This is a genomic window from Streptomyces globosus (genome assembly GCF_003325375.1).
Classification (GTDB): domain Bacteria; phylum Actinomycetota; class Actinomycetes; order Streptomycetales; family Streptomycetaceae; genus Streptomyces; species Streptomyces globosus_A.
The window spans coordinates 3,223,659-3,248,489 of the sequence record NZ_CP030862.1 but is presented as its reverse complement, the minus strand read 5'-3'; the positions used below and the strand labels follow the sequence as shown (position 1 = coordinate 3,248,489).

Annotated in this window: 22 protein-coding genes; 14 read left to right on the top strand and 8 right to left on the bottom strand. The window is 76.3% G+C overall.

All coding sequences use genetic code 11. The features are described 5' to 3' along the window. Positions 1 to 26 precede the first annotated feature (26 nt). Both C0216_RS14085 and C0216_RS14080 read right to left on the bottom strand, forming a co-directional pair. Positions 27 to 1,091, bottom strand: coding sequence for a hypothetical protein (locus C0216_RS14085; protein ID WP_114055614.1), 1,065 nt, complete (start codon positions 1,089 to 1,091; stop codon positions 27 to 29). Continuing rightward, positions 1,088 to 2,404, bottom strand: a complete 1,317-nt coding sequence (locus C0216_RS14080) for an FAD-dependent monooxygenase (protein ID WP_114055613.1) — start codon at positions 2,402 to 2,404, stop codon at positions 1,088 to 1,090. Before C0216_RS14080 ends, C0216_RS14085 begins: the two co-directional genes overlap by 4 nt. Positions 2,405 to 2,843: 439 nt before the next feature. Between C0216_RS14080 and C0216_RS14075 the strand changes: the two genes are divergently transcribed. From C0216_RS14075 to C0216_RS14055, 5 genes are all read left to right on the top strand, one after another. Next, a complete protein-coding gene (locus C0216_RS14075; protein ID WP_114055612.1) occupies positions 2,844 to 3,371 on the top strand; it encodes a hypothetical protein in 528 nt (175 codons plus the stop codon). A gap of 188 nt (positions 3,372 to 3,559) precedes the next feature. Further along, complete coding sequence (locus C0216_RS14070; RefSeq protein WP_114055611.1) at positions 3,560 to 3,835, top strand: DUF6400 family protein; 276 nt, start codon at positions 3,560 to 3,562, stop codon at positions 3,833 to 3,835. Next, positions 3,822 to 4,079 (top strand): hypothetical protein, encoded by a 258-nt coding sequence (locus tag C0216_RS14065; RefSeq protein ID WP_114058661.1) that lies wholly within the window; start codon positions 3,822 to 3,824, stop codon positions 4,077 to 4,079. The genes C0216_RS14070 and C0216_RS14065 overlap by 14 nt, the downstream gene beginning before the upstream one ends. Before the next feature lie 195 nt (positions 4,080 to 4,274). Further along, the gene (locus C0216_RS14060; protein WP_114055610.1) at positions 4,275 to 4,484 is read left to right on the top strand and encodes a hypothetical protein; all 210 of its coding nucleotides are present in this window, start codon (positions 4,275 to 4,277) and stop codon (positions 4,482 to 4,484) included. Beyond that, on the top strand, positions 4,481 to 5,209 hold the full coding sequence (locus C0216_RS14055; RefSeq protein WP_114055609.1) for a restriction endonuclease: 729 nt from the start codon (positions 4,481 to 4,483) through the stop codon (positions 5,207 to 5,209). Before C0216_RS14060 ends, C0216_RS14055 begins: the two co-directional genes overlap by 4 nt. Here the strand turns inward: C0216_RS14055 and C0216_RS14050 are convergent. After that, entirely contained in the window at positions 5,206 to 5,817 is a 612-nt protein-coding gene (locus tag C0216_RS14050; protein ID WP_114055608.1) for a GNAT family N-acetyltransferase, read from the bottom strand. The two genes, C0216_RS14055 and C0216_RS14050, sit on opposite strands and share 4 nt — an antisense overlap. 74 nt (positions 5,818 to 5,891) lie before the next feature. On the opposite strand from C0216_RS14050, the gene C0216_RS14045 reads away from it, so the two are divergent. After that, positions 5,892 to 7,316 carry a hypothetical protein gene (locus C0216_RS14045; RefSeq protein ID WP_162793199.1) on the top strand — a complete coding sequence of 475 codons (1,425 nt, stop codon included), beginning with the start codon at positions 5,892 to 5,894 and terminating at the stop codon, positions 7,314 to 7,316. 44 nt (positions 7,317 to 7,360) lie between these two features. Here C0216_RS14045 and C0216_RS33460 read toward each other — a convergent pair whose 3' ends face one another. The 3 genes from C0216_RS33460 to C0216_RS14030 form a co-directional block, all read right to left on the bottom strand. After that, entirely contained in the window at positions 7,361 to 9,148 is a 1,788-nt protein-coding gene (locus tag C0216_RS33460; protein ID WP_162793198.1) for a protein kinase domain-containing protein, read from the bottom strand. A 264-nt stretch (positions 9,149 to 9,412) separates the two neighbouring features. Then, positions 9,413 to 9,883, bottom strand: coding sequence for a hypothetical protein (locus C0216_RS14035; RefSeq protein WP_114055606.1), 471 nt, complete (start codon positions 9,881 to 9,883; stop codon positions 9,413 to 9,415). Positions 9,884 to 9,927: 44 nt separating this feature from the next. Then, positions 9,928 to 11,289 carry an LCP family protein gene (locus C0216_RS14030; protein WP_428985426.1) on the bottom strand — a complete coding sequence of 454 codons (1,362 nt, stop codon included), beginning with the start codon at positions 11,287 to 11,289 and terminating at the stop codon, positions 9,928 to 9,930. 183 nt (positions 11,290 to 11,472) lie between these two features. On the opposite strand from C0216_RS14030, the gene C0216_RS14025 reads away from it, so the two are divergent. Both C0216_RS14025 and C0216_RS14020 read left to right on the top strand, forming a co-directional pair. Then, complete coding sequence (locus tag C0216_RS14025) at positions 11,473 to 12,159, top strand: spermidine synthase (protein ID WP_114055604.1); 687 nt, start codon at positions 11,473 to 11,475, stop codon at positions 12,157 to 12,159. Positions 12,160 to 12,494: 335 nt separating this feature from the next. Continuing rightward, the gene (locus C0216_RS14020; RefSeq protein ID WP_114055603.1) at positions 12,495 to 13,703 is read left to right on the top strand and encodes an alpha/beta hydrolase family protein; all 1,209 of its coding nucleotides are present in this window, start codon (positions 12,495 to 12,497) and stop codon (positions 13,701 to 13,703) included. Positions 13,704 to 13,719: 16 nt separating this feature from the next. On the opposite strand, the gene C0216_RS34995 is transcribed toward C0216_RS14020, so the two are convergent. Both C0216_RS34995 and C0216_RS14010 read right to left on the bottom strand, forming a co-directional pair. Next, positions 13,720 to 14,784 (bottom strand): hypothetical protein, encoded by a 1,065-nt coding sequence (locus C0216_RS34995; protein WP_114055602.1) that lies wholly within the window; start codon positions 14,782 to 14,784, stop codon positions 13,720 to 13,722. Between the two features lie 84 nt (positions 14,785 to 14,868). Beyond that, complete coding sequence (locus tag C0216_RS14010; protein WP_114055601.1) at positions 14,869 to 15,186, bottom strand: hypothetical protein; 318 nt, start codon at positions 15,184 to 15,186, stop codon at positions 14,869 to 14,871. Positions 15,187 to 15,472: 286 nt separating this feature from the next. Here C0216_RS14010 and C0216_RS14005 point away from each other — a divergent pair, with 286 nt between their 5' ends. The 6 genes from C0216_RS14005 to C0216_RS13980 all read left to right on the top strand — a co-directional run bounded on the left by C0216_RS14005 (position 15,473) and on the right by C0216_RS13980 (position 24,814). Continuing rightward, entirely contained in the window at positions 15,473 to 16,741 is a 1,269-nt protein-coding gene (locus C0216_RS14005; RefSeq protein ID WP_114055600.1) for a phenylacetate--CoA ligase family protein, read from the top strand. Continuing rightward, positions 16,738 to 18,120: an MFS transporter gene (locus C0216_RS14000; RefSeq protein ID WP_114055599.1), complete on the top strand. Its 1,383-nt coding sequence runs from the start codon at positions 16,738 to 16,740 to the stop codon at positions 18,118 to 18,120. The genes C0216_RS14005 and C0216_RS14000 overlap by 4 nt, the downstream gene beginning before the upstream one ends. After that, the gene (locus C0216_RS13995; RefSeq protein WP_246042530.1) at positions 18,117 to 19,262 is read left to right on the top strand and encodes a GNAT family N-acetyltransferase; all 1,146 of its coding nucleotides are present in this window, start codon (positions 18,117 to 18,119) and stop codon (positions 19,260 to 19,262) included. The genes C0216_RS14000 and C0216_RS13995 overlap by 4 nt, the downstream gene beginning before the upstream one ends. Further along, positions 19,259 to 20,407 (top strand): acyl-protein synthase, encoded by a 1,149-nt coding sequence (locus C0216_RS13990; protein WP_114055598.1) that lies wholly within the window; start codon positions 19,259 to 19,261, stop codon positions 20,405 to 20,407. The genes C0216_RS13995 and C0216_RS13990 overlap by 4 nt, the downstream gene beginning before the upstream one ends. Before the next feature lie 2 nt (positions 20,408 to 20,409). Then, positions 20,410 to 22,962, top strand: coding sequence for an acyl-CoA reductase (locus C0216_RS13985; protein WP_114055597.1), 2,553 nt, complete (start codon positions 20,410 to 20,412; stop codon positions 22,960 to 22,962). A 124-nt stretch (positions 22,963 to 23,086) separates the two neighbouring features. Next, positions 23,087 to 24,814 carry an FAD-dependent monooxygenase gene (locus C0216_RS13980; RefSeq protein WP_114055596.1) on the top strand — a complete coding sequence of 576 codons (1,728 nt, stop codon included), beginning with the start codon at positions 23,087 to 23,089 and terminating at the stop codon, positions 24,812 to 24,814. Positions 24,815 to 24,831: the final 17 nt, after the last annotated feature.

The following is a 24,831-nucleotide window of genomic DNA, read 5'->3' as shown; positions in this document are numbered from 1 at the left end:
ACGCGGGTGCGCCGGGGCCGCGGGTGTCAGGGGGCGTCGGCGGCGGCGTGGCCGCGCAGGCCTGCCGAGGGGGCGAAGTCCGTCAGGGAGACGGTGTAGTCGCGTTCGGCGGGACGGTAGGCGGTGCAGTAGCGGGTGGGGTACCAGCCCGGGATCCGCCAGGCCGCCGGCTGGGGAACGGGCTCGCAGGTGCGGTGCCCGGCCGGCGTGCGGTGCCGCAGCAGGAAGTCCTTGGTGAGCATGGGCTCCATGAAGACGATCTCACCGCCGTACGCCCCGTAGATGAACGTCTGGCCGCTGAGCGTGCCCGAGGTCGGCGGGCGGCTGTCAAGGTGGGCGCCCATGGCGCCCTCGGCGGTCTGCGGGCTGCTCGCCGGGTACCCGGCCGGCAGGAAGGCGGCCGGCACCGGCTCGGCCGCCTCGGCGAGCTGGCCGCAGTCGATGAGGAGGGCGCAGCTGCCGGTGCGGATGGCGGCGCGGACCTCGCGCGGGACGAGGTAGAAGTGCACGTCGAAGTGGGGGACGTCGTAGCGGCCGTGCGGGCTGTGGCCGTGCGGGTTCCAGTTGAACAGGGCCCACTGGTACGGCAGTCCGGGCGCGTCGGGCGGCGCTGCGGGCAGGGCCAGTTCGAGGCTGTGGCCGCCGACGCACTCGTGGCGGGTGTCGGTGCTGCCGTCGCCGTCGGCGTCGTGGCAGTGCCGGCCGTCGGTGGGGGCGGAGGGGAGGGCGGTGAGCGCTGCTGCACCGAGGGACACGCCGAGTTCCTTGGGGACGCCGCCGGCGTATGCGGTGTACGTGCGGACGGTGCCGCGGCCGAGTCGCGCGGCGGGCCCGTACCGGGTGCAGGTGCGCCCGCCGTCGGTGGCCGCCGCTCCCTCCCCGGTGCAGGCGGCCGCGTCGGCCGCCGTGGCCGCGGGGCGGGCTTCGGCGGTCGCGGTGGCGGCGGGTGGGGCGAGCGCGGGCAGCAGGACGGCGAGGAGGACGGCGGCTCCGGCGAGCCCGCCGGCGGCCGCCCCGGCGGCGCGGGGGCCGCCCGTACGGCCGGCGGAGGGGCGGCGCGTGCGGGGGCCGGGTGGGCGGTGGGCGGTCATGCGGTCACGCTCCAGGAGGACCGCTCGTTGAGCGCGGTGGCGTCGGTTCCGGTGACCTGGCGCGTGCAGGAGCGGATGTCGTCGAGCCGGTCGTCGGGCAGCACGTGCCGGATGTCGCGGAAGCCGTCGGGGGCGAGCGCCTCGACCTGCCGGAGCACCGGGTCGGGTTCCAGGCGGCGGTGCGCGCCGAGGACGCGGGTGGTCTGCGGGAGGCGGGTGGCCTCGTACCGGGCGAGGGCCTGCTCCACGCCGTGGCGGGCGAGCGCCCAGGCGAGGACGCGGGCGTCGACGATGGCCTGCGAGGCGCCGTTGGAGCCGGTCGGGTAGACGGGGTGGGCGGCGTCGCCGAGCAGGACGGCGCGGCCGTCGCGCCAGGTGGGCAGCGGGTCGCGGTCGATCATCGGGTAGCGCCCGATGAGGGGGGCCGCGGAGACGACGGCGTGCAGGTCGAGGAAGTCGCTGCGCCAGCCGTCGAGGTGGGCGAGGACCTCGTCGGCGGGGACGGAGCGGTCCCAGTCGGCTCCGCCGCGCGGGTCGTCCGCGGACGGGTCGTCGGCCGTGCGGGCCTCGACGACCCAGTTGAGCAGGCAGCGGCCGTCCGGGCCGGGCCTGGTGACGGGGTAGACGACGGCCTTGACGCGCGCGTTGCAGCCGATGATGACCATGGTGCGGGCGTCGAGGAAGGGCGGCGCCTCCGTGACGCCGCGCCACATGGAGATGCCGTTGCGCAGGGGCGGGCCCTCGTCGGGGTACATCGTGGCCCGCACGGCCGAGTTGATGCCGTCGGCGCCGATGAGCAGGTCGCAGGCGGTCGGCTCGGTCTCCCCGTCCAGGAAGGCGAGGACTGCGGCCGGGGCTGTCTTGCGGCCCCGGGCGGTCTCGCCTGCGTGCTCGTAGCGGAGGAGCCTGCGGCCGGTGGACAGGGCCTGCGGGCCCAGGCGTTCGCGCACGGCGGCGAGGAGCAGCTCCTGGAGGGCCGCGCGGTGCACCGAGTACTGCGGCCAGTGGTAGCCGGCGTCGCGGCCGCGGGGCTCGGACCAGATCAGGCCGCCGTAGCGGTGGTGGAACTCCAGGCGGCCGGTGGCCACGGCGCAGGCGTCGAGGGCCTGGCCGAGGCCGAGTTCGGTGAGTTCGCGGACGGCGGCGGGCTGGAGGTTGATTCCCGCCCCGACGGCCCGGAGATTCGGGCACGCCTCCACGATCCGCACGTCGCGCAGTCCCGCCGCATGAAGACTCAGCGCGGTCGTCAATCCGCCGATTCCGGCGCCGGCTATGAGGATGCGCGGAGGATTCCGCGTGCCGACCAGAGACATTCCCTTACCTCCCGAGAAAGACCCCTGCCCGCAAACTGCGGCGGTTGTCGGAAAGGCACCACCGCCGCGTTCGGGCGAAGTGAAGGTGTGCAGGTCAACAACTCACCCTCACCCGTTCAGAGTACGGCCGTGTGCCTCCTGACGGGTGACATGGCTTTAATCGAGGTGTCGGCAACAGAAAGGCTGCGACATGCATGACGTTACGTTCGAACCGTGCGACGTCCAGCGGCTCCAGCATGCTGTTGACTACGCCCTCCACGCCTCCCACAAATCACTGGACGCCCTCCTGCCGCCCTGGATACCCGGCGAACTCCGACGGGAAATCAAGAGCGGTTGCGTCGTTTCGCATTGCGCGACACTACTGTTCCCCGAAACAGTGGATTCCGCTCTCGCGTACTTCGCCGAGAACGGGTGGGCTGCCTCGGCCACCATACCTAGCGTGCTGGTCAAGCGCCGTCTGGTGGAGCGTCACTGGCTTCCGGAGGACACCGACATACGGGTGACGCGGCTGCGCGTCACGCCCGGCCCCGCGCCCGAGGTGGAGGTCTTCCTCTTCCCGCGGTGCAGCCCCGGCTACAAGGACGACGTGAGTTCCGAAGAGCGCGTCCACGGCTTCGAGAACCACGTCGGGCTGTTCATGGCCCGCGCCGAGGAGCCCGTCCTCACCCGGCTCGCCGACCGGCTGGAGACGGCCGGCCTCATGGTCTACGAGGGCTCGGCGCACAACCCGCACGAGAACACCACCATGCTGTACTTCGCGCCCAGCGCCCCCGTCGCCACGGCGCGGCGCCGGTTCCCCCGGTGGGAGCTCCAGTGCGCCGGCGACCTGTCGGCCTGCGCGGCCCGGCGCCCCGTCCGCGCCGAGGCGCTCCGCCTCGCGTACGAGGCTCTGAAGGCGAACCGCGCGGAAACGGCCCTCACCCGCCTGTCCCGCCCGCCGGTCCCCGTGGCCGCCGCGGAACGCTGACCGCGGGCCCCCTGCCCCCCGCCCCCCTCGCCTCCGCCCCTCCCGTGCCGCCGCGCTCCCCGCCCCTGCCGTGCGCCCCCCGCACGGCAAGGGGGCGGGGAGCCCCCTTGCGGTGCCGCCGGAGCCCGGCTGTGACTCCCCCCACCCTCTCTTGACGTACCAAGGAAGGCATACCTAAGTTCCTGGGTATGGCCCCCCACGACCAGACCTCCGCCCCCGAGCCCGGCCCCGGCGCCCTCGTCGGCTTCGACGTCGACCTGACCGCGCAGGAGATCCAGCGGCGCGCCCAGGTCCTCGCCGCCCTCGGGCCCGACTGGGACCCGGTCGAGGTACTGCGCGGCGAGGAGCAGGCGTACGACCTGCTGTACTCGGGCCTCGACGCCGACCAGCAGCGGACCTACGACGGCCTCGTCGCCGCCGGGGTGCTCCCCCGCCGCCCGGGCGGTGGCCGTGCTGCCGCTTGATCCGCAGGCCGACCCGGGCCGCCGCGCCTGGGTGCCCTGCCCGCGCTGCGACGACGCCCGCGCGTGCGGGCCGTGCGCGGATCGGCGGACGTGCCCGGACCACTGGCGCTACCTGCTGACCAACACCGGCAGCCTGCTCCACCTCCAGTGCCCGGGGTGCACCCACGTGTGGGTCCACGAAACGGGCTTCGGCGCGACCCGCTCCCGCTGGGACCGCCCCACCGGCACCCTCCGGAACCTCTGACGCGACGGGCCCGCCAGGGCGACGCACGTGCGACGGCCGGACACCCGTCCGCACACACACCCACCCCATCCGGCCAAGCCCGCCCATTTCACGCCAAGCGCGGCGAAGGGCACACGCGCTTCGGCTCCACCCGGCTACACAGAGGGCTGCTGGAGTCGGCGGCCGTCACGGCCGTGCTCGGGGAGGTCTGGACGGTTGCTGACGATCAACGTGGCCGTGCTGCTCGCGGTCGTCGTCTTCTTCCGCCTGCGCCGGCGTACCCAGGCCCGCAGCCGGGTGGAGGAGCGGACCACGGCCCTCATCATCCTGGCGCTGGGCGTCCTGCTCGCGCCCACCCCGATCGGCCGCGGAATCCTGGACGTCCTGGGGCAGCCGGCCGGCGGCGTCACCCGGGCCAGCCGATGAGCCCGCGCGCCCGCAGGCCGCGAGCGCCCGGGGGCAGGCGCCCGCCGGTGCGGCGGCGCACCCGCAGGACCGCCCGGCGGCAGCGCGCACAGGAGCGCACAGCCGGCCTCGTCGTGGTCGCGGCCTGGGCGTTCGCCCTCGTGGCGGCCGTCGTCGACTGGCTGCTGACCCACTGGTGGGTCCTGATCGCGCTCGGCGTCCTCGCGGTGGCGGCCGGCGCCGCCCGGCTGCACCGGGCGCAGCAGCGGGCGCGGTGGGAAGCGGTCCGCGCGCAGGGGCTGCGCTACGGGCTCCCCCAGCTGGACGCCCTGCACCACTCGCGCTTCGAGGACGCGGTACGGGACCTGATGCGCCGGGACGGCTGCGCAAACGCAGTCCGGGTCGGGGGCGGCGGGGATCTGGGCGCCGACGTGAAGGCCACCGACCCCTTCGGCCGGCGCTGGGTGATCCAGTGCAAGCACCGCGCCAAGGGGTTGGACGGCTCGGCGGCGGGCACGCCCGACCTGCAGGTCCTCAACGGCACCGCCCGCCAGGTGCACGGTGCCGACGTCGCGGTGATCGTGACGAACGGCCGGGTCACCAGGCCGGCGGTGGCCTTCGCCGCACAGCAGCGCCTGCACGTGGTCGACCGCCACGCCCTGGCCCTCTGGGCGTCCGGCTCACGCCCCCTGTGGGAAGTCCTGCGCGCCGTCCCCCCGCCGCGCCGCCCCACCTCCCGCTCTTAGGCAGCAGGGGACCCGCCGGTCTGCGGATCTCCGTGGATGCGGGCGTGCAGGTGCTCGTCGTGCCAGCCGTCGGCGTGGAGCAGGGCGCTGCGCATGGTGCCTTCCAGGGGGAAGCCCGCCTGGAGGGCGACGCGGCAGGAGGCCTCGTTCCTGACGGAGTGCGTGATCCTCAGCCGGTGCAGGCCCAGTTCGTCCAGGGCCCACCGGCTGACGCGGGCCACGGCCGCGGCCATGACGCCGTGCCCCCGGCCCTCGGGCAGCAGCCAGTACACGAACTCGGCGCTGCCGCCCGCCAGGTCGACGTCGCCCAGCCCGACCAGGCCCACCGGGCGCTCGCCGCGGGGCGGGGCGATCGCCCAGACTGCCGCATCCTCGGCGCGCCAGCGCCGGCCCCACTGGACGATCTTCTCGCGGGCCGTGGCGGGTGTCAGGTCCTCGGGCCGGTTCCAGTGCCGGATGCCGGGGTCTCGGCAGGATTCCGCCAGGGCTTCCGCGTCGGCGCCGGTCTCGTGCCAGGGGCGCAGGAGGAAGCCGGCGCGGAGGGGGAACTCCGGCTGGCCGGCCGCTCCCATGGCGCCGGCGGGGAGCACGGGGGGTATCGGATGCATCCGATCATGATGTCAGCCTGCCCTGTTAGCGTCGCCGCACCGTTGTGCAGGGGAAGGGAATCGGGAGGGTGCGGGTGGACGTCTGGGGTGGCAGGGCAGTCGGGTGCCGCTCGGCGGAGGCGGTGGCGCGGGCGGCCGGGGAGCTGATCGGCGGGGACGGCGGCAGCGTGCCCGAGTACGAGGCGCTGCTCGACGCGGTCGTCCGCCTGGCCGGGCGGGACCGGGGCGCGCTCGCCGCGGCTCTGCAGCCGGTCGTGGAGCAGTGGCCCGGCCCGTACGAGCCCCAGGCCGCCGCCGCGAGGCGGCTCCTCGCGGTGGTCCGCAGCGCGGCGGGGCCGGTCGAACCGGGCCCGGCGGTGGCACCGCGCTGGCTGGAGACCTGCCAGCACGAGGCGGTCGACCTGGTGCTCGCGGCCCGTGCCGGGGAGGTCTGCTCCCTGCTGCGCCGCGGGGTGGCCGTGCCGATGCTGCTGGCCACGTCCGACAGCGCGGACGGCACGCTGGATCCGCGCGAGCTGGTGATGCGGCTGACGGAGTACGAGCAGGCGGGCGTCCGGCCCGGGCCCGCCGACCTCGGGCAGGCGCTGCTGCGCTGCGGTGGCGGGCCTGCCGACGCGGACGTGGTGGCGGCCGCCGAGGAGCTGGAGCTGCCGGAGGGGCCGCGGGTCGCCGCGTGGCTGCGCGCCGGCGGGCTGCCGCAGCCCGCGCCCAGCGTGGAGCGGGAGCCGGGTGAGCCGGAGCCGCCGAGCCGGAGGCGGCGGGCCCGGGTGGGGCGCCGCATCCTCGTCGGGACCGCGGAGCTCCCCGGGCGCGGTGACTTCCCGCGGCCGTTCTGGTCGCTGTTCCGCCGCTTCGAGCCGTTGATCGGCTGCACCCACCTGCTGCTGCGGTCCCGCGAGCGGCACGCCGCCGCCGTGCTGCCCTGGCATCCGGAGATCGTGGCGTCGCGCCTGCTGGCGCAGGTCGCGGCGACCGCCGACCAGAACGGCAGCAGCGACGGCAGCCCGGACTTCCTGCCGGCGCTGGCCCGCAGCGCGGGCCCTGCCGGGCCCGCCGTGCACCTGGCCGTGGCGTACGGGCTCGGGGCCCGGCCCGCCGCCGGCCGCGCCGCGGCGGTGGAGGCGCTGGCCGAACTGGCGGCGCGCGCCCGCCTCGACGGGGCGCTGCTGGGCGCCGGCCTGGCCCGGCTGGTGCTGCTCGGCACGCTGAAGCTCCCGGTGGTCACGGCGTCCCTCCGGGACGCTGCGGAGGCCCCGGGCGGCGCGGCCGCCGTGTGGCCGGTGGTGGCCGCGGCACTCCCGGAGCTGTTGGCGGCGCCGGGTGCGGGCGGGCCCGTACGGCCGCACGTGCCGCTGCTGACCCTGGCCGCGGACTGTGCCGCGGCCTGCGGCGCGCGCGGCACCGTCCCCGGCGTCGACACCCTCGCGGCCCGCCCCGGCTCGGCCCCCTCCGCCCGGGAGGCCCGCCGCCTCCTCAGGGCCCTGACGGCCTCCGTCTGAAGCGGGGCGGCCGGCGGGGCGGCCGGCGGGTGGACTGTCGGCGCCTACGGGATCCGCCACTGCTGGGACTTGTTGTTCGCGGTGCAGGGGGTGACCGTGAGCTGTCGGCCCTGGCCGTTCGATGTCAGGCAGCCGCCCTGGAAGGCGATGTCCTTGATGGTGTAGGCGTTCGAGGACGGGACGCGCTCCAGGTTCCACCAGAGTCCGCCGCCCGCGCCGCCCAGTTCCACGCGCACCGTTTCACCGAAGTGGGTGAGGGCGCGGGCGAGGGGCTGGCCGCTGGAGGAGCACACGCGGAAGCTCTCGTAGCTGCCGCGTTCGTACACCCAGCCGAAGGCCGTGGTGCCGCCCATGACCACCTTCGTCCCCGACGCCTGGCTGTTGGAGGCCAGGCCGACCTTGAGGCCGTCGCCGACGCTGGTGATGGCGCCCCAGACGCCTCCGCCGCAGCCCTGGGGCGGGGTCGAGCCCGAGCCGCCGCCCCCGCCGGACGGGCTGCCGCCCGACGGCGTGCCACCGCCCGAGGGGCTGCCGCCGCTCGGGGAGCCGCCTGCGGCGTTCTGGTCGGGGGCGGGGGCGGGCGGTTGGGCCGCGCCCCCGCCGCCGGGGCCGCCGGGAGGCGTGCCGGTGCTGCCGCCGCCCTGGCCGGCCGCCGGGTCCTGGGTCGGCGGCGGTGCCGCCGACGCGGGCGGAGGGGACTGCGTACCGCCGGGGGCGGTCGTGCCGGGGGCTGCGCCGCCGGGCGTCGAGGCGGACGCCGACGCGGCGGGCTGCGCGCCCGCGCCCCGCGCCTCGGAGTCCCGCGCCCAGGGCGCCACCTGGAGGACGGTGACGGCCACCGTGGCGGTCACCGTGACCGACACGGCGACCGGCACGACGACGACCGCCGGAACCCGGAGCTTCTGCCACCACTTCTTCCGCTCGCCGCCTGCGGGCTCCCTGGCGGCCGCGTGCGCGGCGACGACCGGCCCGGCCGGGGCGTCGAGTTCGCCGAGGGGCCTGCCGGCCGCCGCCCGGCGGGCCGCAGCGGCCATCACGGAGGCGTCGGTGTACCGCTCCTCGGGCTTCTTCGCCAGTGCCCGGGCGACGAAGGCGCGTACGGGCCCGGGGAACTCGCCGGGGAGGTCGGGCGCGGGCTCGCGGACGTGCTTGAGCGCGATCTCGATCACCGAGTCGCCGGTGAACGGCGGTTCCCCGGTGAGCAGTTCGAAGCAGACGACGCCCATGGAGTAGAGGTCGGAGGCGGCGACGGCGCCGTGGCCCTCGGCCTGCTCGGGCGCCATGTACAGGGCAGTGCCGAGGACGGCGTGGGAGTCGGTGATGCTGGAGGTGGCCGCGCTGGAGCGGGCGATGCCGAAGTCGGTGACGGTCACCCGCCCGTCCTCGGCCACCATCAGGTTCGACGGCTTGATGTCGCGGTGGGTCACCCCGCTCAGGTGGGCGGCGTGCAGCGCGTCCAGGGCCTGGGCGGCGATGTCGAGGGCCTGCTCGGGCGGGAGCGGGCCGGACCGGGAGCGGAGCTCGCCGAGGGTCCGGCCCTCGATGAGCCCCATGACGATGTACGCGACCCGCTCGCCCGTCTCCAGGGGGCTCTCGCCGTAGTCGTGGACGTCGACGATGCCGGGGTGGCTGAGCGAGGCGAGGACGGTGGCCTCGCGCCGGAAGCGGGCGGCGAAGCCGGGCGCGTCGAGCAGGGCGGGGAGCAGGACCTTCACCGCGACCTGCCGCCTGAGCACGCAGTCGTCGGCACGCCACACCTCGCCCATTCCGCCGCCGCCGATGCGCTCGGTCAGCGTGTACCGGTCCCCGAGGACCGTGCCCCGTCCCCACATGTGTGCTCCCCCGCGATGCCGGCTGCCCGGTGGTACCTACAAGTGCAGTGCGGGACAGGGTACTTGGGGGAGGTGGGGTTCTCCCGCACGGCCGCGGCGCCAGGGGGTGCTGCGAACGTCCTGTGCGGTGCCCGCGGTGTCCGGTGCGTGCTGTCGGTGTGCCGGGCGAAACCCCTCGTACGGGGCGTACCCGGGGCTTCGGCCGGTGCGGCGGGAGTGCGTGCCGGGCGCCGCGGGCGCCGTGCGGGACCTTCGCAACACCCCCTAACCGGTGGTCCCCCAGTGCCAGAGGAGGTCGCCGCCCTCGGGGACCGCCGACCAGCGGGCGGCGGCCGCGTCCAGGCTCGGGCCCGTGCGGGCCAGGGCGTCCGGGCCGATCGGGGGGCGGCCGACGCCGCGGCCCTCGGTGGGCAGGCCGCGCCACACCCGGTACGCCCAGTTCACGGACAGCTCGGCGGCCAGCACGGCGTCGCCGCCGCGGCGCAGGACCTTCATCCCGGAGCGGCGGTGCCTGCCCGGGGCGAGCAGTTCGAAGCCCTGGAAGGTGGCGCCGCGCGCGATCGCGCCCCAGAAGCCGTCGTCGATGCCGAGGGCGGTCTCGACGACGGCGTGGACCAGGTCGTGCGGCATGGTCGGGCCGACGGGCTGGGCGGGGAGCCTGACGTCCGGGCCCTTGCGGTGGCGGACGATGATCTCGTGCTGGTTGTCCGGCAGCTTCCGGAAGGACATCTCCATCGGGGCCGACGGTAGACGCGGCGCCCGCCGCCGCCAAGCCGTTTTCAGCCGGCAGCGGGCTTCGGGGGTGTGGCGGGCTTCGCCGGCCTGGCGGGCAGGCCCACCGTGCCCGCGCAGCCGAGCGTGTCGCCGGTGACCGGGGCGCCGTCGGCGACGTTCCGGTCGTAGGTGACGTGCCGGACGCTGACGGGGTCCTTCCCGACGGCCACGTCGAGGGCGGTGCCGTGTCCGGGGACGGCCTGGAGGCGGGCTCCGGGCAGGGCCGCCGCGACCGTGGCCGCGTCGTCCTCCCGGCCGGGCTCGTACCGGATGACCGGCGGCCCGGCCGGCCGGACGGCGGGCGCCGCCGCGGAGGTGTCGGTCACGGCGAACGCGTCGGCGCGCAGGGCCGCCGCGACCGCGGCGTCGTCGACGCGCACCCGGATTCCGGCCGGGTTGGTGCGGGCGGGCGCCGCGTAGGCCGGCTGGATGCGGGTGTCGCCGGTGATCGGCCGGTCCGCGGCCAGCGCCGCCCACAGCGCCCGGGAGCGGGCCTCGTGCCACAGCAGGGTGGACCCGACGCCGGGCACACGGTGGTCGAACTCCCGGATGGGGACGGTCGCGAACTCGGTCTGCCCGGCTTTCAGGCGGCCCAGCGCCCAGGCGAGGTGGACGAGGTCGTCGAACCCGGTGCCCGCGTCGGTGCGGACGGACTTGAGGAGGGTGCGGACCGTGCGTGCGGCGCCGATCGGATCGGTGAGGGTGCCCTCGGCGGTCAGCCGGCTCAGCAGGTCGGAGACGGTGCGCTGCTGGCGGCGCACCCGGCCGAGGTCGCCGGGGCGGTTGATGTGGCGGGCGCGGACGTACTGGAGGGTGCCTCGCCCGTCGGTGCGGTGGAGGCCGGCGGGGATGTCGAGCCCCGAGTTCACGTCCTTGAGGGGCTTGTCGGTGCAGACGACCCCGCCGCCGATGCCGTCGACGGCCTGTTCGAAGCCGAGGAAGCCGGTTTCCAGGTAGTGGTCGATGTGCAGTCCGGTGGCCTTCTCCACGGTGCGGACGGCCATGTCGGCGCCGCCGAGCGCGTACGCGCCGTTGATCTTGCCGAGCCGGGCCGGTTCGGTGTCCTGCGCGTAGGCGACGTAGGAGTCGCGCGGGATGGAGACGACGCTGGCGCGGCGCTCGTCGGCGGAGAGGTGGACGAGCATCATCACGTCGGTGCAGTTGCAGCCCTTGCCCCCGACGTTCAGCCGGCGCTTGTCGGCGGCCGAGATGCCGGTGCGGCTGTCGATGCCGACGACGAGGATGTTCGTACCGCGGCCGGGGGCACCGGCCGGGCCGCCGGCGGCGGGGCGCGCCTCGGCGGTGAGGAAGGAGCCCGTGGCGAGCGTCGCCAGCAGGGTCAGGGCAATCGTGAACCGGCGCAACACAAACCCCCATAACAGTCTTTTTCGGACGTCGGAGACAGTAGTGGCCGGCGGGGGCGGGCAAGGGGCTACGCGCCGGGCGCCGGCCGCGTACCGCCCGGGTAGGGGGCAGCCACGCCGCCGGGGGCGGGAACGCGGGTCACCGGGGGCGGGAACGCGGGCCGGAAGTGCGTCGTTGGGAGACGTATGACCGTACCTGTGACACCGGACACCCCCGAGACGCTGGACCGGCGCGAGGGACCCTACGGGGAGGTGGTGCTGCGCCGGCGCGGCACCACGTACGAGATCATCGCGAACGGCTGCTTCCTCATGGACACCTCGGACGGGCGCTCCGAGCGGATGCTCGTCGATGCCGCGTACCTGGCGCTCGACCCGCCGCCCGGCTCGCGCCCCGCCCTGCTGATCGGGGGTCTGGGCGTCGGGTTCTCGCTGGCGCACGCCGCCGCCCGGCCCCACTGGGGCCGGATCGCCGTCGTGGAGCGGGAGGCAGCGGTCGTCGACTGGCACCGCAGCGGGCCGCTCGCCGAGGTGTCCGCCGCGGCGCTGGCCGACCCGCGCACCGAGGTCCTGCAGACCGACCTGGTCGCCTACCTGGCCGGCTCCGCCGACCGGTACGACGCCCTGTGCCTCGACATCGACAACGGCCCGGACTGGACGGTCGACGAGGACAACCGCGGCCTGTACGCGCCCGCGGGCCTGGCGGCATGCCGGGACCGGCTGCGGCCCGGCGGGGTGCTGGCGGTGTGGTCGGCGCAGCCGTCCGCCGCGTTCGAAGACGCCCTGCGGGCGGCCGGGTTCGGGGACGTGCGGACGCAGGAGGTCCCGGTGGCGCGCGGCGTGCCGGACGCGGTCCACCTGGCCCGCAGGCGGTGACCACCCGGGCTGTGCGGCCCAACGGCGGGTGAACCGGTGCAGGCGGAACCGAGGAGGCCCGGGTAGGTGCCGCCGGGGTGACGGCACGAGTCGCGGTCCAGGCGGGAGGTTCCCCGTCGCACCGGCTCGCCGGGTCCGGTCTGCCGGGGCGCCGCGGCCCGGGGTGAGCCCCCTGCTCCGCCGACTGGAGCAGGGGGCCCGCAGGGGGTTCGGCGATCGGGGGCCGGCCGGATGCAGCCGACGCGGATCGTCCACCTGCGGGAGTACGCGGCGGGCGGACACCTCAGCCCGCGGGCCGACGCGGGCCGGCCCCCGGCGCCCGTAGCGTCCCGGGCATGATCACCCTGCCTCGGGCGGCCGCGGCCGCCGTCCTCGCCTGCACGCTCGCCTTACCCGCCACGGCCGCCGCGGCGGCGACCGCGCCCGACACCGCCGCGGGGCGGCCCCCGGCCGCCTGGCCCGCCGCCTCCGACGCCGCCTCCGCCGGCCGTATGCGGCTGCCCGCGCCCACCGGCGCACACGGCGTCGGCAGCACCGTGCTCCACCTCGCCGACCGGTCCCGCAAGGACCCCTGGGTGCCCGCCGCCGACGGCCGCGAGCTGATGGTGACCCTGCACTACCCGGCCGCCCGCCGCACCCACGGGCGGCCGGCCCCTTACGCCACCGAGCCGGAGGCCCGGGAGCTGCTGAAGACGGCCGGTGTGCCGGACCGCCCCTCCGCCGTACGGGAGTTGGCCCGGATGCGGACGCACGGCGCGGTGGACGCGCGCCCCGCACCGGGACGGCATCCGCTGGTGGTCCTCTCCCCCGGGTTCGGGGCGCCGCGGTTCACCCTCACGAACCTCGCCGAGGACCTCGCGTCGCGCGGGTACGTCGTCGCGTCCGTCGACCACGCCTACGAGTCGTCCGGTACGTCCCTGCCGGACGGGCGGCTGCTGACCTGCACGGCATGCAAGGCCCTCGACGAGGACGGCGTGCCGGCGAGCGCCGTGACCGCCGCCCGCGCCGCCGACACCCGGTTCCTGCTGGACCGGCTGACCGGCCCGGCGCCGGCGTGGCGGCACGCGGCGTCGATCGACGCGTCCAGGATCGGCATGGCCGGGCACTCCATCGGCGGTGCGAGCGCCGCCACCGCCATGCTCGCCGATCCGCGCATCGACGCGGGCGTCAACATGGACGGGGCGTTCTGGGACGAGCTGCCGGCCGGCGGGCTGCAGGGGCGGCCGTTCATGCTGCTCGGCACGGACGACGACACGCACCGGCCGGGCGGCACGGACACCACCTGGGACACCGCCTGGCAGGCGCTCGGCGGCTGGAAGCGGTGGCTGACGGTGGCCGGGGCGGACCACTTCAGCTTCTCGGACGGTCCCGTCATCCAGCGGCGTTTCGGCCTGCCCGCGGGGGACATCCCCGCCGAACGCGCCCTCGCGGTGACCCGCGCCTACACGGCCGCGTTCTTCGACCAGCACCTGCGCGGGCAGCCGCAGCGGCTGCTGGACGGGCCGGACGCAGCCCATCCGGAGGTGCGGTTCCACCAGCCGTGAGCGGCGCCGCGGTCGCTCAGCGCCCGCCTGCCCGGGCGGCGTCCAGGCGGCGGGCGGCCGCGTCTGCCGTGCGCTGCGCCTTGTGGAGGGCTTGCTCTGCCCGCCGGTGCCGGGACCGGGCGGCTGCGGCGGCCGCCTCGGCGGCCTCCAGGCGGATTCCCAGCCGGGACAGCTCCTCGCGCAGCGCCTCCGCGGCCGCGGAGGTCCGGTCCAGCTCCTTCTGCGCCCCGTCGAGCGCGGCCCGGGCGCGCTCCCCCTCCTCCTCGGCTGCGGCGACCGCCCGCAGCGCGGTCTCGACACGGGCCTCCAGGCGGGCGGCCCGGCGCTCGGCCACGGCATCCCGCGCCGGCTCCGGAGGGCGAGTCGGCTCCGGTTCCGCGGTCTTCCCCGCCGCCTTCTTCACCGACCCCCCGGCCCGCTCGGGGGCCGGCTTGCCTGCCGGTTTCCCGGGCCGCTTCCGCGGTGGTTCCGCTTCCTTCCGTCCGCGGCCCGCAGGGGGCGCGGGCTCCACCGGCTCGGCCCCGCCCTGGTCCGCCCCCGGCTCCCGTTCCGCCGTGCCCGGCGTCGCGCGGGGCCGGGCGGCCGGGGCGGCCGGGCCCGGCTCCAGGCCCTCGAAGCCGAGTCGCGGTGCCGGGGCCTGCGCCAGGTGTCCCGCGGCCCAGTCCCGGCCGGACTCCTCATCGCCCGCCAGGCCGTGGAGGACGGCCTCGACGTCCCGGGCCGGCACCCCGCCGCCGCGTTCCCCCGCGCCCTCCGCCAGCGCGGCCGCATCGCGGGCCAGGCCGGCCGAGAGCCGGTTCCGCGCGGCCGACAGTTCCCGGATCCGCCGGCCGTCGAGGTCGCGGTGCGCCCTGCGCAGGGCATCGCCCGACTCCAGGAGTTCCGCCGCCCGTTCGGGCTCGGCTGCGGCCAGCAGGTTCGCCGCCCACACCGCGAGCGTGGGACGCCGCAGCGCGGCGAGTGCGCGGGCGGCCTCCGCGTCGCCCTCCCGCTTGGCCCGGGCCGCGTACGCGTTCCTGGCCGCGACGAACCCGGCCGGGTGGAGTGCGTACAGCTCCCGCATCACCGCGTCGACGTCCATGCCCCCACCATGGGGCGCCGCCCCGGCCTCCGCCGCCCGCGACCCGCCGGGCGGCCGGAGGCACGCCCGGACAGCGGCGGCGCGTCAGTCGGTGTCCTCACGGGCCAGGGCCAGGGCGAGGTCCTGGAGGATCTGCTCCGTCGACACCGGCGGGTCGGCCTCGTCGTGGGCGTCCGCGAGGGCGTCGAAGGCGGTGATGAAGCCGTTCACCAGCGCGCTCAGCGGCGCGGACATCTGCTCCAGGACGGCCATCCCGACCTCCTGGGCACTGGCGTCCGCCGGGACGACGAACTGGGTGGGCATGACCTCGGCCAGCACGTCGGAGACGAACCCGGCGTCGGCCCCGGAGCGGAGGGCGGTGAGCGCGGCGATGGCCTTCAGTTTGATCTCGTTCTCCGTCATCGGACGAGCTTAGAACGCCCCTCCGCCTCTGTGACCGGCCCCCACCGCCACCGAAAGAAACAGAAAAGTTGTTGAATATCGTCTGACTGGCCGGATATATTTGGCAGATTTGGCGACTGACGCACTGATGTTCCATCATCATGACTGCACGTCAGCTTTCGGCGTGCGCCGAGGAGGCGGGGGCACGGGGGTTCCCCGGTCGCACCGGATGGTTCGCAGGCGGGCTCAAGGCCCCGCCGCGCACGGTGGCTCCCGCCCCGGTATCCCGTCATCTAGGCAAAGGCCCATGTCCGCCCAGCAGCTCTCGGACCTCATACGTTTCGCCCGTCGCAACTCGCCCTTCTACGAGGAGCTCTACGCGTCCCTCCCGTCCGGCGCCGACCGCCTCGCCGACCTCCCGGTCATCGACCAGAAGCGGTTCTGGGAGGCCAACACCTTCCCCGGCAGCCGCGTTCTGACCGGCCCGCTCAGCGAGGCCACCGTCTTCAAGACCGGCGGCACGACCGGTGCCCCCAAACTCTCTGCCTACACCCGCGACGAGTGGCGCACCTTCGTCACCTCGTTCGGCCAGGGCCTGGTGGACGCCGGCCTGCGGCCGGGCCACCGCGTCGCCGACCTGTTCTACGCGGGCGAGCTGTACGCCAGCTTCCTCTTCATCCTCGACTCCCTCGCCCACGCCCCCGTGGACAACGTCCGCCTGCCCGTCGGCGGCGGAGCCCCGCTCGACTCGGCGGTTCCGACGCTGCGCGACCTGTCCGCGCAGGTCGTCGCGGGCACGCCCACCACCCTGTGCCGACTGGCCGAGCACCTGGCGGCGGGCGGCGACCGGCTGGAGTCGGTGGAACTGCTGCTCTTCGGCGGCGAGGCCCTCTTCGACGACCAGCGCCGCCTGCTGGCCACCGCGTTCCCCCGCGCCGAGGCCCGCTCCGTCGGCTACGCCAGCGTGGACGCCGGACTGCTCGGCCGGCCCGTGCCCGGCCCGGACGCCCGCGTGCACCGCGCGTTCACCCCGTACTCCGTCGTGGAGATCCTCGACGACACCACCGGCGAGCCGGTCACCGAGCCGGGGCGGCCCGGGCGGGTCGTCGTCACCAGCCTCTTCCGGCGCCTCATGCCGATCATCCGCTACCCCGCGGGCGACCGAGCCGAGTGGACCGGCACCGGCCCCGGGCACTTCCGCATCCTCGGCCGCGCCGAGGAGGGCGTACGCGTCGGGCCGGTCTCGCTCCACACCGACGACGCGCAGGACGCCGTCGCCGCCGCGGACACCGCGGGCCGGGTCGTCGGCATGCAGCTTGTCGTCCGCCGCTGGGACGGCCGCGACGGGCTCGTGCTCCGCCTCGCGACCGCACCCGGCGACGCCGGCGACGGCCTCGACACCCTCGCCAAGGCCGTCGTCGCGGAACTGGAGGCGGCACGGCCGCTGTACCCGCAGAGCACGGCCGCCGGGTTCGTGCACCCGCTGTCCGTGGAGTGGGCGCGCCACCGCGACCTCGCCGTCAACCCGCGCTCCGGGAAGCTCGTCCGGGTCCTCGACGAGAGGCCCACCGCATGACCGCCGCACCGCCGTCCGCGCCGACCGCGCCCTCGGCCGCGCCCTCGGCCGCGCCCGCGCCGGCCGGGCGGCCCGCGCGGCGCGCCCCGCTCGTGCTGCGCAACCGCGCCTTCGGCGCCGTGTGGCTGGGCCAGGTCCTGACCCAGGCCGCCGTGCGCATGTTCCAGGTCGGCGTCTCCTGGTGGCTCGTCGCCTACGCCGTACGGGACGCCGCGGGGCTCGCCTCCGGGCTGTTCATGGCCGTCTGCACGCTCCCCGCGGTCGCCCTCGCGCCCGTCGTGGCGAAGGCCGTCGGCCGGTACGCGCACCGCTCGGTGCTGCGGACCGCCGCCGGCCTGGCCGCGGCCGCCGCGGCCGTCCTCGCCGCCGGGGCGCAGGCGGGCGGGCCGCCGCTCGCAGGCGTGTACGCCGCCGCCCTCGCCCTGGCCGCCTGCCAGGCGTTCTTCGACCCGTGCCTGACGACCTCGATCCCCGAACTCGTCGACGACGAGGACATCGAGGCCGCCACCGGCTTCGAGCTGTCCACCCAGTCGCTGGCCGGGCTCGGCGGGGCGCTGCTCGGCGCGCTCGCCGTGGACGGGGCCGGTGTCGCGGGGCTGGCGGCCGGCTGCGCCGCCGCCTACCTCGGCGCCGCGGTCCTCGTCGCCACCGCACGCTTCCGCAACCCGGCGCCCGCCGCCGGGGACGGCGCGACGGCGGCCGGCGGGGCCGCGCCGGGCGGGCGCCCGCTGCGCCGCATCCTCGGCGAACTGCCCTACGTGCGCCGGATCCTGGTGTGCTTCACCGCGGCGAACCTGTTCACCGCCGCCGTGTTCGTCGTCGTCCCGCTCTACACCCGCTCCGTCCTCGACGGCGGGGGCGGCACCGTGGCCCTGCTGGAGGCCGCGCTGGGCACAGGCGCGCTCGTCGGCGCGTTCACGGGGACGCGGATCCCCGGCCGGCCCACCGTCGCCGGCGCGTACTGCCTGGCCCTGATGGCCGCCGCGCTGGCGCTCCCGGGCCTGGCCCCGCACCGCGCCGTGGCGGTGTGCGGCCTCGCCGTGTCCGGCTGGTGCGCCGGGGCGGTCAGCGTCCGGTTCGTCGCCCTCTTCCAGCGGCTCGTGCCGCCCGCCGACAAGCCCGGCTTCTTCGCCGTCATGCAGGCCGTGCTGGGAGCCTCCCTGCCGGTGGCGTCCCTCGCCTTCGGCGCCGCGGGCGACGTGCTGTCCCCGCAGACGCTGTGCCTGGTCCAGGGCGCCGGCCTGCTCCCGGCCGCCCTCGCCCTGGCCCTCCTCGGGGCGCGCACGCCCGAGCCCGAGCCGGAGGCCGAGGCGGAGGCGGGCCCCGGCCCTGTGCCCGTGCCGGGCGCGGCTGCCGGCGCCGAGGGAGGCGGCCGGTGAAGCCCGCCATCACCCGGGCCTGCCCGGCGGACATCGCCGAACTGCGCCAGCTCTACTACGCCGTCTACGGACCCCACTACCCCGTGGCCCTGGGCACCGACCCCGCCGAGATGGCCCGGCTGATCGGGGACCCGCACTCCCTGTGGCTCGTCGGCCGCTGCCCCGACAGCGGCGCCCTGACCGGGTCGGCCGCCATCCACGGCGAGGCGGGCAGCCGCATCGGCCGCCTCGAAGGCATCGCCGTGCACCCAGGGCACCGCTCCGGGGGCCTGGCCGGCGCCCTCACCGCCGAGCTGTGTGCCGGCATGCTGGACACCGGGCGCCTGGACTCGGTGTACGCGACCGTGCGGACCGTCAGCGCCGGCCCCCAGCGGGTCGTCCTGCGCAACGGCTTCCGCCCGCTCGGCATCCTGCCCAACGCGGTCGACCTCCGCAGCCGCGAGAGCCTCGCCCTGTACGCCCGGCACTCCGCCGGAGTCCTGGACCGCCGCAAGCCCGTCACCGAGGTCCCCGCGGCCCTCATGCCGCTGCTGCGCACCGCCGAGGAGGCCCTCGGCATCGCCTACCCCGGCGTCCGGGCGGTGTCCGGGCCGGCGTCCGCGCCGGCCGCCCCGGCGGACGCCGAGCGCCTGGAGGTCATCGAGGCCCCGGCGTTCGTACGCCGCCGCTTCCGGGAGCGGTTCCCCGGCCGGGGGGACTGGTTCTACCCGCTGCACACCCCGAACGTCCTGCTCACCCCGGAGGACGGCCGGTTCGAGGTCTACGCCTACCTCAACCGCACCGGCGGCTACTGCTCCCTCCTCACCGCCCACCCCGAGCCCGCCGCGGCCGCCGCGTACCTGGAGCCCGTCACCCGCGCCCTGGCCCGGGCCGGCGCCGGCTACGTCGAGGCCCTGGTGCCGCTGGACCGCCCGGAAGCCCTCCAGGCCTTCCACGCCCAGGGGTTCGTCGCCGGGGCGCTGTACCCGGCGATGCGCGCCGACGGCGAAGGCTTCCGCGACTACGCCGTGCTGTCGCGCTCCTCGGAGCGCATCGACTTCCGCGGCGTCGCCGTCGAACCGCCGCTGCGGCCCTACCTGGACTGCTACGTGTCGGCCTGGGCGTCGACCCACCTGCCCACCCCATCCGAGGTTGCCCGATGAACCCCCATCTCGCGCCGGTGTCCGTACCCGACCCGGCCCTCCTGCCGCACGTCCAGCGACTGTGCGACCTGACCGACCCCTACGCCTGCGGGCCTGCCGAGGACGAGCTGTTCGCCGCGGCCATGGCCGAGTCGCACGCCTGGCACCGCGCGCGGTCGCCGTTCTTCCGCTCGCTGTACGAGGCGACGCCGCCGGCCGAGCCGTACCGGACGCCGCTGGTCCACGCGAACTTCTTCAAGCGCCACGAGGTGCTGTCCATCCCCCGCGAGGACGTCGAACTGCACCTGACGTCCTCGGGCACGACCGGGCAGAAGTCGCAGATGTTCTTCGACACCTGGACGATCCGCTCCGCGCAGCGCATGGTCGCCCGGATCTTCGAGCGCAACGGCTGGATCACCCCCGGGCAGGAGGTCAACTACCTGCTCTACAGCTACGAGCCGGCGCCTTCCCTCAATCTCGGCACGGCCTTCACCGACAACTACCTGTGCGACTTCGCGCCGGCCCGCAGCGTCGCGTACGCCCTGCGCAACACCGGCAGCGGCCACGAGTTCGACCCCTTCGGCTGCATCGCCGCCCTCCGGCGCTTCGCCGAGGACGGCGCGCCGGTCCGCATCCTCGGCTTCCCGGCCTTCCTCTTCTTCACCCTGGAGCGGATGCGCGCCATGGGCATGCCTCCGCTGCAGCTCCCGGAGGGCTCCCTCGTCGTCCTCGGCGGCGGGTGGAAGGGCCACGCCGACCGGCGCATCGGCAAGGAGGAGCTGTACGACCGGGTCACCGAACAGCTGGGCATTCCGGGCGAGCGGATCCGGGACACCTTCGGCTCCGTCGAGCACTGCATCCCGTACGTGGAGTGCGACCGCCACCGGCTGCACGCCCCCGTGTGGTCGCGGGTGGTGATCCGCTCCACACGCACCCTCGAACCGCTGCCGTACGGGGAGCCGGGCTACCTGCACCTGGTGTCGCCGTACATCACCTCCGTCCCGGCGCAGAGCGTCGTCATGGGCGACCTGGCCTCGCTGCAGCCGGGCGAGGCCTGCGGGTGCGACGTGCCGACCCCCTGGTTCACCGTCCACGGGCGTGCCGGGGTGAGCCGCAACCGGAGCTGCGCGGTGGCCGCCGCCGAACTGATGAAGGGCATGGCCTGACCATGATCGACACCACCACCGCCGCTGCGGCCGCTCCGACCGCCGCTGCGCCGCACTTCTGGCAGGGCGCCTTCATCGGCGACGAGGAGGCCGGGCGCCGCCTGGCCGACCTGCCCGCCGCGGTCGAGGCCGCGCTCGCCGGCGTCCTGGAGACCGAGACCGTCCTCGCCGCCTGCGACGCCCTGTCCGCCGCCCTCCTCGACCCGGCGCACGCCGTCCGCGCCCGGCTCGCCGCCCACCTCCCCGAGGGGGAGGACCCGGCGCTCCTCGCCGAGCTCGGGCAGGCCCTCGGCCGCCGGGAACTCACCCGCAAGCTGCGCCGGGAGCTGGGCGGGGCCGCGCCGGGCCGCCTGGACCGGGCCGATCCGCGCGAGACGGTCTACGAGGCGTGGGCGCCCGTCGGCATGGTCGCGCACATCGCGCCGGGCAACGCCGCGACCGTCGCGCCGCTCAGCATCGTCGAGGGCCTCCTCGCCGGGAACGTCAACGTCCTCAAGACCAGCAGCGCGGACACCCTCCTCGCGCAGGCCCTGACGGCCGAGCTGGCGGCCCTCGACCCCACCGGGGCGCTGGCCGCACGGATCGTCGTCCTGCGCTTCCCGTCCTCGCGGCAGGAGTGGCTGCGCCTGATGTGCGCGCCCGCGGACGCCGTCGCCGTGTGGGGCGGGGAGGCCGCCGTCGAGGGGGTCGCCGCCCATGTGCCGGCCGGGTGCCGGCTGGTGGAGTGGGGGCACCGGATCTCCTTCGCCTACCTGACGGCGGACGCCTGGTCGGAGCCGTCCGTGCTGGAGGCCCTCGCGGACGACGTGTGCCTGTACGAGCAGCAGGCCTGCTCCAGCCCGCAGGTCGTCTACCTCGACACGCGGGACGAGGGGGAGGTCTTCGCGTTCGCGGAGCGCTTCGCCGCCGTCCTCGGCGCCCGCCCGCCGGCCGTCCCGGCGGGCCCGGCCGGTGCGCCCGACCCGGCCGGGGAGGCCGAGCTGACCACGACCGAGCTGGTGGCGCGGCTGGAGGAACACCTGGGCCTGACGCGGGTGTTCGCCGCCCCCGACGGCTCGTGGCGGGTCATGGCCGACACCCGCTCGCCGCTGACGGCGTCCCCGCTGCACCGCAGCGTGTGGGTCAAGCCGCTGCCCCGCAAGGAGCTGATCGCGACGCTGCGCCCGATGCGCCGCTACCTGCAGACCGCGGGCATCGCGGGCAGCCGCGCCGACATCGCCGAGCTGTCCCGCACCGTGCTGGCCGCCGGCGCGACCCGGGTCACCCCGGTCGGGGCGATGCCGCACAGCTACGCGGGCGAGCCGCACGACGGCGTGTACGCGCTGCAGCGCTACAGCCGGCGCGTCGCCGTCCAGGCGGACCCGGAGCTGTTCGCGACGACCGCCTGCCTGGACGACCTGGCGCGCCCGGTCGCCCTGCCCCGCCCGGAGGGGCCGCTGGTCGGCAAGGAGGAGGTGCAGGCCCGCAACGGGCAGGTCGCGCGGGCGGACGCGGAGCTGTACTTCCACAGCGGCGGCAGCACCGGCGCCCCGGCGCTGTCGCTGTTCAGCTACGACGACTACGACACGCAGATGCGGGCGGCGGCCCGCGGCCTGATCGCCGCCGGGTACGACCCGGTCGGCGACCGCACCGCCAACCTGTTCTACTGCGGCGGCATGTACGGCAGCTTCATCAGCTTCTTCTCCGTGCTGGAGCGGCTCGGCGGGGTGCAGCTGCCGCTGGCGGCAGGCCCCGACCACGCGGCGACGGCGCGGGCGATCGTCGAGCACCGGGCGGACACCCTCTTCGGGATGCCGTCCTACCTGTGGCAGCTGCTGCATGCGGAGGCGGACACGCTGCGCGCCTACGGGGGCCTGCGCAAGGTCTTCTACGGCGGCGAGCACTTCACGCCGGAGCAGCGGCGGGTGCTGGAGGAGGACTTCGGCATCGGGGTCGTGCGCTCGATCACCTACGGCAGCACCGACCTCGGCCCGCTCGGCTACCAGTGCACGGAGAGCTGGGGCGGCGTCCACCACCTGCACGCCGACCTGCACACCCTGGAGATCCTCGACGAGGCCGAGGACCGGCCCGCGGCTCCCGGGGAGGCGGGCCGGCTGGTCTTCGCCACGCACGCCAGGCGCGGCCAGCAGCTGGGCCGGTACGTCATCGGAGACCTCGGCAGGGAGATCCCGGGCCGCTGCCCGTGCGGCAGCCTCGCCCCGCGCTTCGAGCTGCTGGGGCGGACCGGCGACACGGTGCGGGTGGCCACGTACCTGCTGAACCACCGCCGCTTCACGGCCCTGGCCGGCGAGGGCGGGCACCGCGGGGAGCTGCAGCTCCGCATCGGCGCCGGCCCGGAGCGGGAGCGGCTGGCGGTGCGGGTGGAGCAGGCGGAGGGGACGGATCCGCAGCGGCTGCGCGAGGTGTTCCTGTCCGGGTATCCGGAGCTCCGCTCGGCCGTGGCCGAGGGGCTGCTGGAGCTGGTGGTCGAGGCGGTGGACGGCGCCGCGCTCGACCGCGTCCCGACGAGCGGCAAGCTCCGCTCCGTGGTGGACGACCGGCCGCGCGGCGTCTGACCCGCCGTCCCGCGCCCGCCGGATCCCCTCCGCGCGGGCGCGGCCCCGGCGCCGGGTGGCCGGCGCCGGGGCCCCGGCCGACGATGGGAGGACACGCGCTCGGGGATCTCCCCGGGGAGGGCCAGTGACGGACACCGATGTGCTGATCGTGGGCGCCGGACCGGTCGGACTGACCGCGGCGGCGGAACTGCGCCGGCAGCGCGTGGCCTGCCGCGTCATCGACCGGCTGCCGGGCCGGCTGCCGTACGCGAAGGCGGTCGGGATCCAGCCCCGCACCCTGGAGGTGTGGGACCGGATGGGCCTGGTCCGCGCCGCGCTGGAGGCCGCCGTCCCGATGTGCGGCCAGTTGCTGTACGTGGACGGGGCCGAGCAGGGCCGCATCGACCTGCGGCTGCCGCCGGAGGTGCCGTACGGCTTCGCGGCGCTCCCCCAGTACGAGACGGAGCGGATCCTGGAGGAGCACCTGGCCCGCTTCGGCACCCGCATCGAGCGCAGCACCGAGCTGGTGTCGTTCGCGCAGGACGCGGACGGCGTCCTCAGCCGGATCACCACGGCCGGCGGCGGCGAGGAGGTCCGCTCGCTGTTCCTGGTGGGCTGCGACGGCGCGCACAGCACCGTCCGCAAGGGGCTCGGCCTCTCCTTCGAGGGCGGGGCGTTCCCCGAGGAGTACATGCTCGGCGACGTGGAGGTGGACTGGAGCCTGCCCGCGGGGTACGGCGTCCGCTCGCTGCACCACGGTGCGGACGGCGCGGTGGACGACGTCCTGGTGTGCATTCCGCTGCCGGGCCGCCACCGGTACCGGATGTCGATGCTCGTGCCGCCCGAACTGTCCGCGGCGGGCTCCGGCGGCGGCGCCGGCGGGGCGGAGGGGGTGGCGCACGGGCTGGAGACCGGGCGGGGGCCGGGGCTGGAGGACATCCAGGCGGTGCTGGACCGGCTGGCGCCCGAGCCGGTCACCGCGTCGGCACTGCGCTGGTCGTCGGTGTTCCGGATCAGCCACCGGCTGGTGGACCGGTACGGGGACGGCCGGGTGTTCGTGGCGGGCGACGCGGCGCACATCCATCCGCCGACCGGCGCCCAGGGCATGAACACCGGCATCCAGGACGCCCACAACCTGGCCTGGAAGCTGGCGCTCGCCGTGGCGGGCCGGGCGCACCCCCGGCTGCTGGAGAGCTACCACGCCGAGCGGCACCCCGTCGGCGAGGAGGTGGTGGGCCGGACGGTCCGGCACGCCCGGCAGGGCGCCGCATCGGATGCGGAGGACGCGGGCACGGCCCGGCTCCGCGAGGCGCAGCTGCTGGTGGCGTACCCCGGCAGTCCCGTCGTCGGCCCGCGCGGCGGGAACGGCGCGGGCCCGGGGCCCGGGGAGCGGGCTCCGGACTGCGGCGGCCTGACGAGCGGGGTCGCGGCGGTGCCGCTGCGGCTGTTCGACCTGCTGAGGGACCGCGGGCACGTGCTGGTGATGTACGCCGAGTCGGCGGCGGACCTGGCCGCGTGCGGCGAGCTCGCCGCGCTGGCCCGCCGGTCGGCCGGCGCGGGCGGCGGCGCGGACGGGAGCGGGCCTCATGCATGCGTGGTCCTCGCGGCGCCGGACTCCTCCGGGGGCGGCGAAGGGCGTGACCGGCACGGGGCGGCGGTGGACGCCGCGTACGAGGGGTCGGCCTCGGACGCCGCGCCGCTGCCGGTGTTCGTGGACGGCCGGGGCGAGTTCGCCCGGGTGTACGGGGCGGGCGGCGCGACGGCGTTCGTGGTGCGGCCGGACGGCTACCTGGGGGTGCGGCTCGCGCCGGTCGGGGCGCCGGAGGCGGCGGCCGGGCTGGCGGCCCACCTGGCGCGGGTCTTCGCCGCCTGACGCCGCCCGGCGGGGCG

Excerpts from the sequence above, each read along its gene's own strand:
- C0216_RS14085 (WP_114055614.1), bottom strand. The coding sequence starts at position 1,091 with ATGACCGCCCACCGCCCACCCGGCCCCCGCACGCGCCGCCCCTCCGCC.
- C0216_RS14080 (WP_114055613.1), bottom strand. The coding sequence starts at position 2,404 with ATGTCTCTGGTCGGCACGCGGAATCCTCCGCGCATCCTCATAGCCGGC.
- C0216_RS14070 (WP_114055611.1), top strand. The coding sequence starts at position 3,560 with ATGGCCCCCCACGACCAGACCTCCGCCCCCGAGCCCGGCCCCGGCGCC.
- C0216_RS14055 (WP_114055609.1), top strand. The coding sequence starts at position 4,481 with ATGAGCCCGCGCGCCCGCAGGCCGCGAGCGCCCGGGGGCAGGCGCCCG.
- C0216_RS14050 (WP_114055608.1), bottom strand. The coding sequence starts at position 5,817 with ATGCATCCGATACCCCCCGTGCTCCCCGCCGGCGCCATGGGAGCGGCC.
- C0216_RS33460 (WP_162793198.1), bottom strand. The coding sequence starts at position 9,148 with ATGTGGGGACGGGGCACGGTCCTCGGGGACCGGTACACGCTGACCGAG.
- C0216_RS14035 (WP_114055606.1), bottom strand. The coding sequence starts at position 9,883 with ATGGAGATGTCCTTCCGGAAGCTGCCGGACAACCAGCACGAGATCATC.
- C0216_RS14025 (WP_114055604.1), top strand. The coding sequence starts at position 11,473 with ATGACCGTACCTGTGACACCGGACACCCCCGAGACGCTGGACCGGCGC.
- C0216_RS14020 (WP_114055603.1), top strand. The coding sequence starts at position 12,495 with ATGATCACCCTGCCTCGGGCGGCCGCGGCCGCCGTCCTCGCCTGCACG.
- C0216_RS34995 (WP_114055602.1), bottom strand. The coding sequence starts at position 14,784 with ATGGACGTCGACGCGGTGATGCGGGAGCTGTACGCACTCCACCCGGCC.
- C0216_RS14010 (WP_114055601.1), bottom strand. The coding sequence starts at position 15,186 with ATGACGGAGAACGAGATCAAACTGAAGGCCATCGCCGCGCTCACCGCC.
- C0216_RS14005 (WP_114055600.1), top strand. The coding sequence starts at position 15,473 with ATGTCCGCCCAGCAGCTCTCGGACCTCATACGTTTCGCCCGTCGCAAC.
- C0216_RS14000 (WP_114055599.1), top strand. The coding sequence starts at position 16,738 with ATGACCGCCGCACCGCCGTCCGCGCCGACCGCGCCCTCGGCCGCGCCC.
- C0216_RS13990 (WP_114055598.1), top strand. The coding sequence starts at position 19,259 with ATGAACCCCCATCTCGCGCCGGTGTCCGTACCCGACCCGGCCCTCCTG.
- C0216_RS13985 (WP_114055597.1), top strand. The coding sequence starts at position 20,410 with ATGATCGACACCACCACCGCCGCTGCGGCCGCTCCGACCGCCGCTGCG.